The organism is Alteromonas sp. ABV2_168 (assembly GCF_056161165.1).
This window is the reverse complement of record NZ_JBSWYQ010000001.1, coordinates 361469-377531: the sequence shown is the minus strand read 5'-3', so window position 1 is coordinate 377531 and position 16063 is coordinate 361469. Positions and strand designations below refer to the sequence as shown.

The window sequence follows — 16063 nt, the reverse complement described above, 5'->3', positions numbered from 1 at the left end:
CATACCTCTGGAGGACACATGAGTCGTCAACAAGCACAACTGGCTGTCGCGCAGGACATCGTCAGCGGTGTAGCCCGCGCCGGGAGTGAACAACAAGACCCGGTGAGAGCTGCCGCGGAGATTTACCGTGCACTTGCTCCCTGTGAGCCAACCTGTGTAGTTTTTTACTGCTGCACCCGCTATCCGCTGGAATTATTAGCGCGGGAGTTATCCCGTTATTTTCCGGACATTACGGTGATCGGCTGTACTTCTGCAGGTGAAATTACCCCGCTGGGCTACAAAAAACACAGCATCAGTGCATTCGGGCTGAGTCAGTCCCTGTTTGCTGTGGAATCTGTGCTGATTGAAAATCTTGCTGCGTTTACCAAAAGCGATGCGGATACGCTGGTTGACGGTATGCTGAATAACCTGCGAAAAAAGGCTGTCACGTCTTCACCCATTGATAAGCAATGTTTTGCACTGTCGCTGCTCGACGGTTTATCTGTGCGTGAGGAACTGGTGATTAATGCATTGAGCGAGAGCCTGCATGAAATCCCGCTGGTAGGTGGTTCCGCCGGTGACGATCAACATTTTGTTGATACTCAGGTGTTTTACAACGGCAAGTTTTACAGCGACGCTGCGGTGTTTATGCTGGTGAATACGGCCTGCAATTTTGAAGTGTTCAGTCAGCATCACCTTGCTCCTATGCAGGAAAAGCTGGTTGTGACTCAGGTTTCGCCGGATTTACGAGTAGTGCAGGAATTTAATGCCGAACCCGCTGCGCTGGAATACTGCCGTATTAACAATCTGAAGCTGGAAGATTTGAATTCCCGCACCTTTGCCATGTATCCGCTGGCAGTTCAGATTGGTGATCATCTGTATATCCGCAGCATTCAACAGGTAAATGATGATTTAAGCCTTACCTTCTTCTGCGCCATCGATGCCGGTGTTGTGCTTACCCAGATGACATCGCCGGGCTTGCTGTCGCATACATCAATGATTTTCAATTTGCTGGAAGAATCAGTCGGTGAAATTCAGTTACTCATCGGTTTTGACTGTATTCACCGCCGGGCGGAAATCGACGAGTATCAACTTGAAGAAGATATGTCTGAACTGTACATGGAACACAATGTCATTGGCTTTAGCACTTACGGTGAACAAATCAACGGGTTACATCTGAACCATACCTTTACCGGTGTTGCTATAGGATATCCACGTGACCAGGCCAACCCAGACCTTACCCTCACATAGCCCTTATCCGGCAGTCAATAACGACGTCGCTTCAGACGAGCTGGAGCGCCTGCGTTACGAAAATGAAAAGCTGACAAAAATAAACGCGGTGCTGATGCGCCGTGTTGAAATGGGATGGGGCAACCACAGCGATGCCTATCAGTCTTTCGAAGATGCTGCTCTGCTTGCTGACAAAGTCAAAGAACGGACATTTAAGTTACAGCAAACGCTGCACCGTCTGGAAGAATCGAACCAGCAGTTAGACCAGGCCCGCCATGACGCTGAATTAAGCCGGATTTCTTCTGATCAGGACCGCCAGCGTCTTACAGATGCCATAGAAAGTATCTCCGAATCCTTTGTTCTGTTTGATGCCGACCGCAAAATGGTACTGGTGAACAACCGCTGCCGTGAATTCTGGACCCGCTTTGGCATTGTTTTTGAGATTGGCGTTACCACCTTTCAGCAAATTACCGCGGCTTCTCTGCCTCTGGTTGATCACAGCTGTAAAGTACAAAGAAAAGTCAGTGCGTTTCCTGAGTCCATTACCCAGACCATTTTCAAACTGAAAGATGGCACATGGATCCAGATGTCTGAGCGGAAGACCGCTGAAAACGGCCTGGTGGTGGTATACACCGATATCACCAACATCAAAAAAACAGAAGAGTTGCGTTATCAGACGGCCATGGCAGAGCAGGCACAGTTGCTGAAGTCGACGCTGGAAAACATGACGGAAGCAGTGGCCCTGATCAACGAAAACAACGAGCTGGAAACCTGGAATCAGCAATTCCTGGAGTTCGCCGGCCTGAAAGAAGCCGACGTAAAACGGGGTGTGAAGTACAACCAGCTGCTGGCGAACAGCGCTTTGCGTGAAGTACCCGCCTTGCCCATGGACGAATGCCTGAATGATGATGGCTTTGGTGAAACAGAAGTGGTGCTGGAAAGCGGTATTGTGCTGTTGTTTAAAAGCCATCTTATTCCTTCCGGCGGCATGCTGAACACCTTTACCGACATCACTGAACGCAGTCATCATCAACGCGCGCTGCAGGAAAGTGAGCAACGCATCCGTCTGATTACCGATGCTATGCCGGCACTGATTTCTTACGTCAATAAAGACATGTGCTATGAATTCGTGAACCGGGAGTTTGAAAAGTGGTATCACCGCTCCCGTTCAGAAATCATCAGCCACCATCTGCGAAATGTACTGGGTGGACAAACGTTCAGTAACCTGCAAATATATATTGAACGGGCAATGCTCGGGCAATCAGTCAATTTTGAAGTTGAAACCACAATGGATAACGGCAACAGCCGGATATCCAACAAGACCTACATTCCTCATTTCGACCACGAACGCAACGTAGTCGGCTTCTTCGCACTGGAGCAGGACGTTACCGAGCAGCGGCGCACCGCTAAGGCACTTAAGCACGCTTACGATTACATGGAACAGCGTGTAAACCAGCGTACCAAGAAGATTTCTGAGATAAATGCCCAGTTGCGCAAAGAAATTGAAGACCGTCAACTGGCGCAAATCCACTTGCTGGAAGCCAAGCGGGAAGCAGAGCACGCTAACGAATCAAAAAGTAAATTTCTCGCTGCAACCAGCCACGACCTGTTGCAGCCAATGAATTCAGCCCGTTTATTTGTCAGTGCACTGGCAGAGCAGACGCTGCAACCTGAAGCACAGAAACTGACCAGTTCACTGAGCTATTCGCTGGAGAATCTGGAGTCGCTGATCACGGCACTTGTGGATATCTCCAAGCTTGAGGCCGGTTTGATAGAGCCGGTGCTGGACGACTTTGCTGTTGAAGATCTCATGAGTAACCTTAAGAATGAATTCCGTCAACAGGCAGAAGCCAGAGGCCTGAAATTCCGTTTCCGCAACTCTTCACGTGTAGTGAACTCGGATGGCTACCTGCTCGCCCGTATTCTTCGCAATCTGCTTAGCAACGCCATCCGGTATACCAATGAAGGCGCAATCCTTTTAGGTGCCCGCAGACGGGCACATGGCCTGGAAATTCAGGTGTGCGATACAGGGATCGGTATTCCCGAAGATAAACTGAGTGATATCTTCCGGGAATTTAACCGCGTCGAAGCGAAGAAACGGCGTCATGACCAGGGACTGGGCTTAGGTCTGGCTATTGTGGATAAACTTTCCACCGTGATGAACCATAAAATCCATGTGACGTCCGTTGAAGGCAAAGGCTCCTGCTTTACCGTAACCCTACCCTACGGCACACAACGATTAACATCTGACTTGCCCCGTAAATCTGCCGTACAGGACAGATTTAACAGTCATCTTGAAGGCGCAAACCTGCTTATTATTGATAACGATGAAGCCATTTGCGCCGGTATGGAAGAGTTGCTGGGTGGCTGGGGAATTCAGGTTACCAGCGTGCAGACACTGGAAGATTTGGGTAAAGAAGGCTGGCTGAAAGACTTACACCCCGACATCATTGTGGCTGACTACCACCTTGATGACGGCGACACCGGTTTCGACGCCCTTGAAATCGTTGAGCGGGAACTGGGAACCGGCACGCCGGTCATTATGATTACGGCGAATTACACCAATGAATTACGCCAGTCTGTGCGGGCAAAAGGCTACTCATTACTTAATAAACCGGTGAAACCCCATAAAATGAAACTGGCATTGAGCAACCTGATGTCGAAGAAGGCCGGGGAATAACTTCAGGCGCCATGACGTGAACTAAGCCAACCGCTTTGCAGATTCGCGCAAGGCAAACTCCCGCAGTGTTTGAAGTTGCGGACTTTCTGTTTGCCAGTAATGCCAGTACAGAGGCGTATCCACATGATAACCCGGCATCAGGTCGACTAACTCTCCGTTTTCCAGCTCTTTATTCAGTTGCAGCACGGGTAACAAGCCGTATCCAATACCCGCCAGCATAGCTTGCTTAAACCCTTCAGAGGACGGACAGAGATGCACCAGTGAGGGTGTGGTGCCGTTTACTTCCTGTAAAAAATCGTGCTGAAGCCTGTCGTGTTCATTAAACACCAGGCAAGGGGCATCGCTGAGCTGTTCAGGACCGGTAATGTTGTACCGGCGAATAAACGCAGGGCTCGCAATCACTTTATACCGGAGTGCGCCCAGTGAACTCACTTTGCCCCCGTTTACCGCTTCTGCTGATGAGCATATGCAAACCATGACCTCTCCTGCTTTCATGCGCTGCAGGGCAATGGACTGATCTTCCGTAATGATTTCAAACTGAAACTGACATCCTGCTTCTTCTTCCGTTATCGCCAGTGCCGCCGGTAACCAGGTGGCCAGTGAATCCACGTTGGCCACAAGCTTTACTGTTAACGGACCGGATTGCACATCGTGACCGGCAATACCCTGAACGTTCAGAGCCACTTCAAGTTGCCGGACTTGCTGCAAATGATTCAGCAGTCTTTTGCCCAGTGCAGTTGCAGAAGGTGGCTGTGTCCGCACCAGTACCGGCTGTCCTAACAGTGCTTCTAACTGATGAATGCGTTTACTGACCGCTGACTGGGTCAGAAACATTTTCTTCGCTGCTCTCTCAAAGCCTTTTTCCGCAATCACATGGGACAGCGCATCAAGTAACTGATAATCGATCATGAATTTCAGGAATGTATAGATAGATATAGTCATTAGATTAATAGTAAAAATGCCATTAATCTAGCGCCTGTGTGTTGTCATCAACTGTTGAATTACTGAGCGGGAGCCCGTTGTGCAATCATTTTTATCCGGAATGGGATTAGGTATGAGCCTGATCATTGCTATTGGTGCACAAAATATCTGGGTGCTCAGTCAAAGCATGGCCGGTGCTAACCGACTGGCAATTGCCCTGACCTGCATACTCTGTGATGCCGTACTGATTTTTCTCGGCGTTTTTACCGCCAGTGAAATCAAAACCTGGATCCCGGGACTCATTCCCTGGCTGACCTGGGCAGGTGTCGCATTTCTGCTTTATCTTGCTTTTGGTGCGGCCAAACGGGCTTACGAAGGGTCATCGGGCCTGACTCTTCATGCAGAAAAAGCTGCCAAAGCATGGTGGAAAACCAGCCTTGCCGCGCTGGCAATCAGCTTACTCAACCCCCACGTATATCTGGATACTGTTGTCCTGCTGGGCAGTATCGGCGCCCTGCAACCTGAACCACTGGTATTTGCTTTGGGTGCAACAACCGGTTCAGTGTTGTGGTTCGGCAGTCTGGTGCTGTTTTCTCCGGCATTGAAAAAGCTGCTGAAATCCCCGCTTCGCTGGCGTATTTTCGACAGTATTATAGCTGTAGCACTGTGTGCCATCGCCTGGCAGCTATACAACACACCTGCTGGCTGAACCAGGCCAGCCACTTCCGGTAAATTCTATTCTGTTTTTTCAACGCATCAGATAGTGATTGAAATCGATACTCGCCGCACACAATGCAGCCTGAATCCGGTTATGTACATTCAGCTTATTTAAGATGGCCGACACATGGGCTTTCACGGTGGTTTCCGCAATATTCAGCTCATAGGCGATTTGCTTGTTCGATTTGCCTTTCGCAATACACTCAAACACCAGCAGTTGTCTGCGAGTCAGTGCTGCAATTAATTTAGGGTCAATTTGCTGCGCGCTGTTCTCGTCTTTCGGCTTGCCGGTACCACTTTTACGGATAATATCCGGTGGCAGATAAACCTGGCCGGAAAGCACCTGCTCTAACGCAGCGACAATCTGTTCACAGCTGGATGACTTGGTGATAAAACCCACTGCCCCATATGTAAATGCTTGCAGCACCACATTTTTATCTTCTTCCGCAGAGACAATCACAATGGGAATTTCGGGAAATTGATTACGAAACCGTACAATGCCGTTCAGGCCGTCCATACCCGGCATGTTCAGGTCTAACAGCACCAAATCAATATCAGGATTCTCTTCAGCCACTTCAATTGCAGCATCAAGGTCTGTACAGGTAATGGTTTTTGTTTCTGCTATATTCCGCTCGACAAAGTCGGTAATGGCATAGCGAAACAGTGGATGATCATCTGCAACCAGGATTTCTACCATAATTGTAAACCTTTTGTTAATTCATGACTGATAGTAGTAAATTCCGCACAGGCCTGTCGAGCACTATGCTCGGGTTATTTACCCGGCTTCTTCTTTTGTTGCATTCCACGTTTAGGATCGTAGCCCCAAATTGCAATCCCGCAGAATACGACGGTAGTTGCAAAGGTGACCCAACCTGCGGTGGGATTCCAGCTCTCATATAACGCAAAGCGAATCAGTTCTACTGCATGGGTAAAAGGATTATGTTGCGAAATCCAGTATAACCACTCGTTCGACTCTTTCAGTTTCCACAACGGATACAGCGCAGATGAAAGAAAAAACATGGGAAACACCACGAAATTCATTACACCGGCGAAGTTCTCCAGTTGTTTGATGAAAGATGACAGCAAAAGCCCCAAAGCGCCAAGCATTAATGCACCAACCAGCAATGCCGGTGCTGCGTATATGTAGCCCATAACCGGTACTTCGATACCCAGCAGATACGCCAGCAAAAAGAAGGCATAGGCCTGCAGTAACGAAATAATAGCGCCGGCAATGAGCTTACTTATCAGTAAAAACGGGCGGGGAAGCGGGCTGGTGAGCAGCACTTTCATACTTCCCATTTCACGGTCGTACACCATGGACAGTGAGCTTTGCATGCCGTTGAACAACAAAATAATGCCCGCCAGACCCGGCATAATGTACACGTCATAAGTAATGTAGGTGTCATATGGCGGGATAATAGCGATACCCAGTGCAGCTCTGAAACCGGCGGCAAAAACAATCAGCCACAATAACGGCCTCACAAGGGCACTGACCAGCCGCGCCTTCTGATGCCAGAAACGCCACATCTCCCGCACCACAATGCCTTTGAATGCCATCCAGTACTTCATGCTGCGTCATCCTGTGTAGTCAGTTGCCGGTACAGGGCTTTTACGTCACCGGCCTGATATTCAGTGAGTGCAGTCTGACAGGGCATATCCAGTAAAATGCTCCCCTGATGTAACAGGATAAGATTATCTTCAGGCAAGACTTCATCCACCAGATGGGTAGATGACAACACCGTAATGCCCTTCTCAGAGCACAGGTCGCGAATATGGCGGTTTATGCTGTCTCTGGTGGGCATATCCAACCCCACACTGGCCTCGTCGAGCAATAAAATGGCGGGTTCATGCAGCAACGCGCGGGCAATTTCTACTCTGCGGCGGTGGCCACCGTTTAATGAGCGCACTTTCTCATGCTGCCGCCCGGTCAAATCAAATCTGGCCAGTTCCCGCGCTATGGCGTCTTTCGTTGCAAAGGCAGACATGCCGTGCAAGCCAGCGTGGTAATTCAGGTTCTGGTAAACGGTTAAATCTAAGTCCAGCGTGCTTTGCTGAAACACGATACCCAATGCCGCTAACGCCTTGCGCGGGGCTTTGGCTGTATCATAACCGCCGACAAAAATGTCACCTTCCGCACTTTGCAGCAACTGACAAAGCAGGTTAAACAGCGTACTTTTACCCGCGCCATTCGGCCCAAGTAACGCGTAGAAACGGCCCTGTTCCAGGTTCAGGTTCACATTGTGCAGTACTGCCTTTTGCTGATAACCGAACTGCAAGCCAGCGACAGATAACGCTAAACTCATGGCTTCACCGCCACGCCCCAGGGATAACGTCCCACTTTCAGGGTTTTGATTACTTTTAATTTATCTGTATCGATGACTGATACATCGCCACTCACACCATTGGTGGTAAACAGCAAAGACTGATCGTTGGCGAAGGCCAGTTGCCATACGCGACGTCCCACCAGCAGATAATCCAGCACTTCATAGGTTTTCGCATCGACCACCGCTACGTGATTCGCCGGACCCAGTGCTACAAACGCATATTTACCGTTATCAGTCAGTTTCACGCCCACAGGCTGAATTTTATCCCTGTGTACACCCGGAATTTTGAAATTAATCACCTGCGTAATCGCTTTACTGTCCACATCAACAATGGAAACGGTTCCGCCAATTTCTGAAGAAGCCCAGACAGTTTTGCCGTCTTTGGTAAACTCCACGTGGCGGGGACGCTGATCGACCAGTGTGTTGTCTACCAGTTGCTGATTTGAGGCGTCAATCCAGTGCAGCATATTAGTGGTTTCAGAGGTATTAATAACCCATTTACCATCGGGACTGGCGGCCATGCCTTCAGGCTCTACACCCACGTCAATTTGTGCAATCACATCCCGTTTTTCCGTATCAACAACGGTGACTACGGCATCGTCTTCATTGGCGATATACAGATGATGGTTATTAGGATGCAGCGCGAACTGCTCGGGATCTTCGCCGGAAGGCAGGTTATGGATGATCCTGTTGGTACTCACATCCAATACCTGCACTGCGTCGGAATCGCTGGCGCAGATATACAGATATTTGTAGTCATTGCTGAAAATAATCCCCCTTGGCCGCATACCCACTTCGATGGTTTCAATTACTTCCAGTGAACCGGTATCAATGAGGGTCAATGTGTCATCTTTTTCGTTCGACACATAAGCAACTCCCGCCAAAGCAGGGGTGGCGAACAGCATCATTGCGGGGAGAACCAACGACTTCATACTTACTCCTTGACCATGGAACAACGAACTTCCGGCTTGTCGTACCCCAGCGTATCTAAATCCGTCACGGGATGAAGAAAACCTTCCTGAGGAGACTGGGAAACCAGAGATTCCGGCTGCACTAACGGGATGGGCTGACGCAATTGTCCGTTCCACTGGCGGAAGGTCAGTTTGCGTCCTTTGAACGCTGCCAGCTCGAAGTTATCGCTCATAAGGTATTGATAAAGCGTAGCAGAGTTATTCGATTCTGTTCGGGTGACCGCCTCGGCAACGGCTCTGACAGCAAGCCAGGCGTTAAAGTCATCGTCATTCATAGGGCGCTGATTCGCCTCAAAAAAGCGGTTTTGCAATTGGATAGCTCCCCACTGTTCAATACTGCGATGCCAGGAAGCGGCTTTGAGTCCGTGGGTACCGGCTACGGGACGGGGCAACCAGGTGTTATAGGGCAAATAAAAACCAAACAGGTTTTGTGTATCTGCCACCAGCACCACGTCATAATCTTCTCCCTGCGTCATGGCGGGCACTTCCTGCTGGGAAGTACGGCGTAAATCTGTGTCGAAGGTCCAGGATTTACGCCCGGTAATTTTAGTACCAAAGCGCTTTGATGCCCGTTCAAAAGCCTGCGCCATGGCTGTATCGCCTTCACCGCTGCCAGAAACTAAAAACCATTCCCGCCAGCGTTTTGCCATCAGAAACTGACCCAGCGCATCGCCCAGCATGGCGTAACTCGGGGAAGTGTGCAGTAAACCGGACCGGCATTGATTTAGCCGCCAGCTGTCAGATTTGTTTGTTGCATTGAGCATCAGCCCGGCGTCCGCACCGGGCAGGGCCAGAATTGCCTGCAAGGTACTGTCGGGCACATCCAGGATCAGCGGCCCGTTATTGGCTGTCAGCCACGCCTGCACTTTGCCGGTGAGAGCCTCCCCGCTGGCATCTTCCAGCACCGTCAACGCATAGTGATGTTTAAGAAAGCGCCCGGTGGTATTGGAATCTTCCGTCCCCAGCAAAGCGCCGGCAACACCATTGTTCTCAGGGGTTTTAAACAGCGCTAGTGAAGCAGAAGACGTCAGTCCGGTTTGTTTTACGTAGGCTATATTTACCGGTAAGTCTTCAGCAAAAGATTGTGTGACGGGCATCAGCAGGCTTAACAGACATGGCAGAGCCAGCAACCGCATCACACAACGTGATGCAACTTTCAGCGGTATTGCCAGGCCTGGTGTCGCCATTATCGTTATTAGTGGGGCGAACATACCGGAACTCCTTTTGCGAAGGTGAACTAAATACTAGTTGATGACCCGTCCATTATGAATGAGCACAAAGGATGAAAGGTTTACTACCTTAGTACAATTGGACGCATCCGGCATATCACCTACCTTTTAAAACGTGTCTGGTTATGTCGCAAACACAACAAAACCTACTCAAGTTGTCCGCCAACTCTAACCAGCATTGACACTATCTGACAACTTTTGGAGATGTATAAATGAAAAATTTCTCAACCATATTGCGTAGTACGCTGGCAGCGGTTATCGCTGTATCTTCAGCGCAGGCCCTTGCTCATGGCGATGTTACACCACAGGCAGTGGACACCAGCGCGTTACCTCAACTGGGCGAGGAATGGAAAGCCACGAACCCATACACTGGTAACGAGCTGGCAATTAAAATTGGTGACTCTGCCTATAACCAGAACTGCGCCCGTTGCCACGGCCTGGAAGTTATTTCTGGCGGTATCACTCCGGATCTGCGTAAACTGAATGACGAAAACGAATTTTTTAGTCCGGAAGAAGCTGACGACTGGTTCATGATGCGTATCCGTAACGGTGCAGTTATCGACGGCCGTGTTTACATGCCGCCATTCGAAGGCATCCTTAGTCAGGAAGCAATGTGGGCAATCAAATCTTACATCGAAACTCGCGGCACCCCCGAGTAACAGCTATGGCTCGCTTATTACGTTGCTGGATAACGGGCCTTGCGCTGGCTGCCTTTATGGCAGGCAGCGCTTTTTCTGTTCAGGCCCGAAGCTATGACGATATTATTGAGTCAGGCTATATCACCATTGCGGTATACAATAATTTCCCCCCTTATTCTTTTCTGGACGATGAATCTCCTGCCGGAGTCGACATTGAAGTAGGAAAAGCCATCGCTGCAGGATTAGGTGTTGAACCACGCTGGATGTGGATCAATGCCGATGAAAATCTGGAGGATGATTTACGACAGGCAGTATGGAAGGGCCATATCATTACCCGCCAGAAAGCGGATTTGATGTTGCGCGTTCCTTACGACCGCAAATTCAGTTACGGCATTGACGGATACGGTCTGCCCCGTAATGAAATGGTGGTGATGTTTGGCCCTTATCACCGTGAAAAATGGGCGCTGCTGAAGAACACTGAAAAAACTAATGGCATCGACACACTGGCGATTTTCCAGTACGAGAAAATTGCCGTGGAAATCGACTCACTTCCCGACACCTTTTTAGGTTCGACCATTGGCGGCCGTTTGCGCAAGAACATGGTACACACAACAACCACCTTCGATGGCATAGACCTGTTCAAAAAAGGGGAAGTCGCCGCAGTCGCGGGCATGCAATCTCAGCTGGAGTGGGCACAGCCAGCCACTGATACTTTCACTATCAATGCTACCGGTCTTGCAGCAATGAGCATTAAAGCCTGGGATATTGGTATGGCGGTGAAAACGGATTACCGGCAGTTGGCTTATTCTATTGAAGACATCACCGTCCCTATGATCGAAGACGGTCGTATGAAGGCCATTTTTGACGATTACAAAATTACCTACACGGTACCCGGGTTATACGCCGGAGAATAACCGGGATAACGGGGAGCGTGGTCCCGGCATCAACACGCTTCCCATTTTTATATTAGATATTCCCCGTCTTTTTCAGTACTGATTCATCCCCAAACACACTGTTCCGCGATCATCATGATTTGTTATGCAGACCACATATTCTATTGACCTGAGGTTATTTACCTGTGCTTCTCACCCTCCCTTTTTGACCCGTTTTTCAGGGTACTACTACCAAGGGAGTAAAAATGATAATCCAAGGTTTAATGGTTGTTAAAAAAACATTAGCTAATACTGACCATGTCGTCGTCCGAAGATGTTCTATGCTTAGGGTCCGGAGGGCGGATTAACAATAATGCAAGGCCGTAAGAAGAACGTTCCCAACTAATACAACTGTTTTTCAGACGAGCCGCTTGTGTAAAAAGGTGGAAAGACCACCGAAGCACCTGTTGAACTACTGGAGAAACCTGATGAAAAGTCGAACAGTTTCACGTCACCTGATTAGCTCTGCTGTCGGTCTGGCCTTGTCTCTTAGCACCTTAGGCGGTGTTCAGGCGGCAGGCGTTACCGATAAAGACATACTTAACGACGCTAAAACCACCGGCGATGTTTTAAGTTATGGCATGGGCCCGCGCGGACAGCGCTTCAGCCCGCTGGACACACTGAATACAAAAAACGTTAAGAAAATGCACCCTGTGTGGGCTTTCTCGCTAGGCGGTGAGAAGCAGCGCGGTCAGGAATCACAGCCTCTGGTACACGATGGCGTGATGTTCGTAACAGGTTCTTATTCACGTATTTATGCCATTGACGTTAAAACCGGTGATGAGCTGTGGCAATACGAAGCCCGTCTGCCAGACGGCATCATGCCTTGCTGTGACGTTATCAACCGTGGTGCAGCACTGTATGACGACCTGGTTATCTTCGGTACGCTGGATGCGATTCTGGTCGCCCTTGACCAGAAAACCGGTAAAGTGAAATGGCGTAAGAAAATGGGTGACTATAAAGCAGGTTACTCATTCACTGCTGCGCCTATGATTGTTAAAGGCATGGTTGTAACAGGTATCTCTGGTGGTGAATTCGGTATCGTAGGTAAAGTTGAAGCCCGCGATGCGAAAACCGGTGAACTGGTATGGACCCGTCCTACTGTTGAAGGTCACATGGGTTACCTGAACGGTGAAGAAAACGGCATCACCGGTGGTGAAGCAAACAAAACCTGGACTGGCGACCTGTGGAAAACCGGTGGTGCAGCAACATGGCTTGGCGGTACCTACGACCCTGACCAGGATCTGATTTTCATGGGTACAGGTAACCCTGCACCATGGAACTCTCACTTACGTCCCGGCGACAACCTTTACTCTTCTTCACGTCTGGCTATCGATCCTGACACAGGAAAAATCGTTTGGCACTTCCAGACCACACCACATGACGGCTGGGATTTCGACGGCGTAAACGAATTGATTGCGTTTGACTACAAAGAAAAAGGTAAAACCGTCAAAGCGGCCGCAACGGCTGACCGTAATGGTTTCTTCTATGTACTAAACCGTGAAAACGGCGAATTCCTCCGTGGCTTCCCGTTCGTAAGCGGTATCACATGGGCTGAAGGCCTGAATGATGATGGTACGCCAATTTATAAAGAGGGCGGTCGCCCGGGTAACCCTGCTGAAAGCGAGAACGGTGAGAAAGGTGAAACGGTATTCTCAGTACCTTCATTCCTGGGTGGTAAGAACTGGATGCCTATGGCGTATAGCCAGGACACCGGTCTGTTCTACGTTCCGTCTAACGAATGGGGCATGGACATCTGGAACGAGCCGGTAAGCTATAAAAAAGGTGCAGCTTACCTGGGTTCTGGTTTCACTATCAAATCTGTTTACGAAGATCACATCGGTTCACTGAAAGCCATCGATCCTAAAACCGGTAAAACCGTTTGGGAATATAAAAACAACGCACCTCTGTGGGGCGGTGTTCTGGCCACTGCGGGTAACCTGGTCTTTACCGGTACACCTGAAGGCTACCTGATGGGCTTCGATGCCAAAACAGGTGAAGAAGTTTACCGGTTCAATACAGGTTCAGGCATCGTCGGCTCTCCTGTTACATGGGAAATGGACGGTGAGCAGTACCTGAGTATCCTGTCTGGCTGGGGCGGCGCAGTACCTCTTTGGGGTGGTGAAGTTGCCAAACGCGTAAAAGACATCAACCAGGGCGGCACTGTCTGGACCTTCAAGTTGCCTCGCTCGTAACGCGGGCATCGTAGCAGGGCTTTGGTCCCACAACCCTGTTACGAGTTTTTCTTCAAAGAGCTGGTATGGACCTGACGCTGGCTCTTTTTTTAAGGACCCGCCTCATGACAGGATTCATCCATACTACCTTTTTAAGAACCTTCTTCTTTATTTCACTCTGCTTTAGCGCATGTGCTGTTCTGGCTGAAGAAGTCAGTATCGATGATTCCCTTATTCAATCCATTTTTCCTAAAGCCACGCTCATTGGCGAAAAGCAAACCGGTGTCCCCGTGCAACCGGTTTATCAGTTACAGGAGTTGCTGGGTTATGTATTTGCCAGTAACGACCTGGTGAATCTGCCGGGCTTTTCCGGCACCCGCATCAACCTGCTAATTGGCATCGACACCGCCGGAAATGTAAAAGGCATTCGGATAATTAATCACCACGAGCCCATTTTCCTGCACGGACTGGGCCCGGAACCCATGCTCAATTTCATAAACCAGTATGAAGGCCTGAATGTAGGACAGCGTGTAATTGTAGATTCCGCCGCAAAGAATAATTCCGACGACCCCTCTACGGTGCATGTGGATGGCGTAACCAAGGCCACGGTGTCGGTGATCATCATCAATGACACCATTTTGTTGTCTTCGCTGAAAGTCGCACGTCAGTTATTGTCCGGGTTCGCCAGCTCCCCGCTGGCCACACCGAAAGAGATGTATGAAGAAAAAAGCTGGCAGCAGTTACTGGAAGAAGGTCTGGTTCGTCAATGGCGTATCAGCCAGCAGAACATGGCTGACGGCTTCAACATTGAGCTTGATACATTCCCCGGCGATACCTTTGACCTCTCCTACGATAACTTCGACGTGTATTACGCTTACCTGAACGCCCCGACTATCGGGCGTAATTTGTTGGGTGACAGCGAATATCAACGTTTAATGGGTATTCTCAAACCCAATGAACAGGCATTCCTGGTGATGTCGGAAGGTTTCTTCAGCTATCTGGAAGACGACTTCAAACCCGGTACGGTAGCGAATCGCATTTCGCTGACGCAGAATGATTTGCCCTTCCCCATGCGGGATTTAAACTTCTACAGTTATGCCGACCAGCAATTGGCCGCAGGCATGCCTGAGAGCGACGATGTGCAGGTATTCGTGGTAAACACCCAGTCCGGATTCAACCCCGGCGATACCATGTCACTGAATCTGAACATTGATATTGCCCGCAACCACCTTATCCGCAATCAATTGCACCTGCACGATGATTACAGCCTGCCGGAAACGTTGTTTGATTTTGCCGAAGCCGCGGTAGAGGAAGCGCCGAAAGCGCCGTGGGTTCGGATTTGGGAAAACCGCATCGTTGATATTTCGGTACTGGTGGTGAGCCTGATTCTGGTCACGCTGATTTTTATCTTTCAGCATCGCTTGTCCGCTAACGAGAAGCTATTCCGCTGGGTTCGCTGGAGCTTCCTGACCTACACACTGATTTTCATTGGCTGGCTTTGGCAGGGACAGCTTTCTATCGTCAATATTTATCCAGTCCTGCAAAGTGTGATCAATGGTTTCGACATCAATATGTACCTGATGGACCCCATTTTGTTCATCCTCTGGAGCTATGTATTCGTTAGTCTGTTTATTGTTGGTCGCGGTATTTTTTGTGGTTGGCTGTGCCCGTTTGGCGCACTGCAGGAAATGGTGGGCTGGGTGGCGAAAAAGCTGCGTATCCGTCAGAAGAAAGTGCCTTTCGACGCTCACAGTAAACTCTGGTGGGTTAAGTACGCCATTCTGATTGGCCTGGTAATCACCTCTTTCGCCTCAGTGAGAGTGGCTGAAATTGCCTCAGAAGTGGAACCGTTCAAAACCGCTATCACATTGCAGTTTGTGCGCACCTGGCCATTTGTGCTGTATGCGGTTGCCCTGCTGGTCGCCGGGCTTTGGATCAATAAATTCTACTGCCGCTATGTCTGCCCGTTGGGCGCTGGTTTAGCGGTGCTCGGTTACTTCCACGCCGGTGAATGGCTTACCCGTCGCAAGGCTTGTGGCAACCCCTGTACCCTGTGTCATCACAAATGCGACATCAAAGCCATCACGCCGAAAGGTGACATTAACTACAATGAATGTGTGCAATGTCTGGAATGCATTGTGTACTACAACAACGATGATTTATGCCCGCCGCTGAAGAAAGCAAAGCGGCAGGAGAAAGCGGGGCGCAATGAAAAACAGCGCAAAGGCGATGTAGAAATTTATACGCCGGCCTGATTTCTGCCAGGGC

The 16063-nt window shown here is 49.6% G+C and carries 13 protein-coding genes; 7 read left to right on the top strand and 6 right to left on the bottom strand.

The window, feature by feature from the left end:
• Positions 1 to 18 precede the first annotated feature (18 nt).
• Both nosP and ACXAH4_RS01710 read left to right on the top strand, forming a co-directional pair.
• Positions 19 to 1230 (top strand): nitric oxide-sensing protein NosP, encoded by a 1212-nt coding sequence (gene nosP / locus ACXAH4_RS01715; RefSeq protein WP_474841797.1) that lies wholly within the window; start codon positions 19 to 21, stop codon positions 1228 to 1230.
• Positions 1196 to 3889, top strand: coding sequence for a hybrid sensor histidine kinase/response regulator (locus tag ACXAH4_RS01710; RefSeq protein ID WP_474880440.1), 2694 nt, complete (start codon positions 1196 to 1198; stop codon positions 3887 to 3889). Before nosP ends, ACXAH4_RS01710 begins: the two co-directional genes overlap by 35 nt.
• A 21-nt stretch (positions 3890 to 3910) precedes the next feature.
• Here the strand turns inward: ACXAH4_RS01710 and ACXAH4_RS01705 are convergent, their stop codons facing one another.
• On the bottom strand, positions 3911 to 4798 hold the full coding sequence (locus tag ACXAH4_RS01705) for a LysR family transcriptional regulator ArgP (RefSeq protein ID WP_474841801.1): 888 nt from the start codon (positions 4796 to 4798) through the stop codon (positions 3911 to 3913).
• 112 nt (positions 4799 to 4910) lie between these two features.
• On the opposite strand from ACXAH4_RS01705, the gene ACXAH4_RS01700 reads away from it, so the two are divergent.
• Positions 4911 to 5519 carry a LysE/ArgO family amino acid transporter gene (locus tag ACXAH4_RS01700; protein ID WP_232373426.1) on the top strand — a complete coding sequence of 203 codons (609 nt, stop codon included), beginning with the start codon at positions 4911 to 4913 and terminating at the stop codon, positions 5517 to 5519.
• Between the two features lie 39 nt (positions 5520 to 5558).
• Here ACXAH4_RS01700 and ACXAH4_RS01695 read toward each other — a convergent pair whose 3' ends face one another.
• The 5 genes from ACXAH4_RS01695 to ACXAH4_RS01675 all read right to left on the bottom strand — a co-directional run bounded on the left by ACXAH4_RS01695 (position 5559) and on the right by ACXAH4_RS01675 (position 10033).
• A complete protein-coding gene (locus tag ACXAH4_RS01695) occupies positions 5559 to 6224 on the bottom strand; it encodes a response regulator (RefSeq protein WP_119502941.1) in 666 nt (221 codons plus the stop codon).
• A gap of 74 nt (positions 6225 to 6298) precedes the next feature.
• Complete coding sequence (locus tag ACXAH4_RS01690) at positions 6299 to 7096, bottom strand: ABC transporter permease (RefSeq protein ID WP_474841804.1); 798 nt, start codon at positions 7094 to 7096, stop codon at positions 6299 to 6301.
• On the bottom strand, positions 7093 to 7830 hold the full coding sequence (locus ACXAH4_RS01685) for an ATP-binding cassette domain-containing protein (RefSeq protein WP_474880438.1): 738 nt from the start codon (positions 7828 to 7830) through the stop codon (positions 7093 to 7095). Before ACXAH4_RS01685 ends, ACXAH4_RS01690 begins: the two co-directional genes overlap by 4 nt.
• The gene (locus ACXAH4_RS01680; protein WP_474841808.1) at positions 7827 to 8783 is read right to left on the bottom strand and encodes a YVTN family beta-propeller repeat protein; all 957 of its coding nucleotides are present in this window, start codon (positions 8781 to 8783) and stop codon (positions 7827 to 7829) included. The genes ACXAH4_RS01685 and ACXAH4_RS01680 overlap by 4 nt, the downstream gene beginning before the upstream one ends.
• Before the next feature lie 2 nt (positions 8784 to 8785).
• Complete coding sequence (locus tag ACXAH4_RS01675; protein ID WP_474880436.1) at positions 8786 to 10033, bottom strand: ABC transporter substrate-binding protein; 1248 nt, start codon at positions 10031 to 10033, stop codon at positions 8786 to 8788.
• Between the two features lie 230 nt (positions 10034 to 10263).
• Here ACXAH4_RS01675 and pedF point away from each other — a divergent pair, with 230 nt between their 5' ends.
• From pedF to ACXAH4_RS01655, 4 genes are all read left to right on the top strand, one after another.
• Positions 10264 to 10710 (top strand): cytochrome c-550 PedF, encoded by a 447-nt coding sequence (pedF, locus tag ACXAH4_RS01670; protein ID WP_303572225.1) that lies wholly within the window; start codon positions 10264 to 10266, stop codon positions 10708 to 10710.
• Between the two features lie 5 nt (positions 10711 to 10715).
• Entirely contained in the window at positions 10716 to 11603 is an 888-nt protein-coding gene (locus tag ACXAH4_RS01665) for a substrate-binding periplasmic protein (protein WP_474848418.1), read from the top strand.
• 446 nt (positions 11604 to 12049) lie between these two features.
• Entirely contained in the window at positions 12050 to 13816 is a 1767-nt protein-coding gene (locus tag ACXAH4_RS01660) for a methanol/ethanol family PQQ-dependent dehydrogenase (RefSeq protein ID WP_474880435.1), read from the top strand.
• Positions 13817 to 13920: 104 nt separating this feature from the next.
• On the top strand, positions 13921 to 16050 hold the full coding sequence (locus ACXAH4_RS01655; RefSeq protein ID WP_474880433.1) for a 4Fe-4S binding protein: 2130 nt from the start codon (positions 13921 to 13923) through the stop codon (positions 16048 to 16050).
• Positions 16051 to 16063 lie beyond the last annotated feature (13 nt).

Bases quoted from the DNA above. Each gene is read 5' to 3' on its own strand.
- ACXAH4_RS01655 (WP_474880433.1), top strand. From the start codon at position 13,921: ATGACAGGATTCATCCATACTACCTTTTTAAGAACCTTCTTCTTTATT.
- ACXAH4_RS01680 (WP_474841808.1), bottom strand. From the start codon at position 8,783: ATGAAGTCGTTGGTTCTCCCCGCAATGATGCTGTTCGCCACCCCTGCT.
- ACXAH4_RS01685 (WP_474880438.1), bottom strand. From the start codon at position 7,830: ATGAGTTTAGCGTTATCTGTCGCTGGCTTGCAGTTCGGTTATCAGCAA.
- pedF (WP_303572225.1), top strand. From the start codon at position 10,264: ATGAAAAATTTCTCAACCATATTGCGTAGTACGCTGGCAGCGGTTATC.
- ACXAH4_RS01675 (WP_474880436.1), bottom strand. From the start codon at position 10,033: ATGTTCGCCCCACTAATAACGATAATGGCGACACCAGGCCTGGCAATA.
- nosP (WP_474841797.1), top strand. From the start codon at position 19: ATGAGTCGTCAACAAGCACAACTGGCTGTCGCGCAGGACATCGTCAGC.
- ACXAH4_RS01665 (WP_474848418.1), top strand. From the start codon at position 10,716: ATGGCTCGCTTATTACGTTGCTGGATAACGGGCCTTGCGCTGGCTGCC.
- ACXAH4_RS01690 (WP_474841804.1), bottom strand. From the start codon at position 7,096: ATGAAGTACTGGATGGCATTCAAAGGCATTGTGGTGCGGGAGATGTGG.
- ACXAH4_RS01660 (WP_474880435.1), top strand. From the start codon at position 12,050: ATGAAAAGTCGAACAGTTTCACGTCACCTGATTAGCTCTGCTGTCGGT.
- ACXAH4_RS01705 (WP_474841801.1), bottom strand. From the start codon at position 4,798: ATGATCGATTATCAGTTACTTGATGCGCTGTCCCATGTGATTGCGGAA.
- ACXAH4_RS01695 (WP_119502941.1), bottom strand. From the start codon at position 6,224: ATGGTAGAAATCCTGGTTGCAGATGATCATCCACTGTTTCGCTATGCC.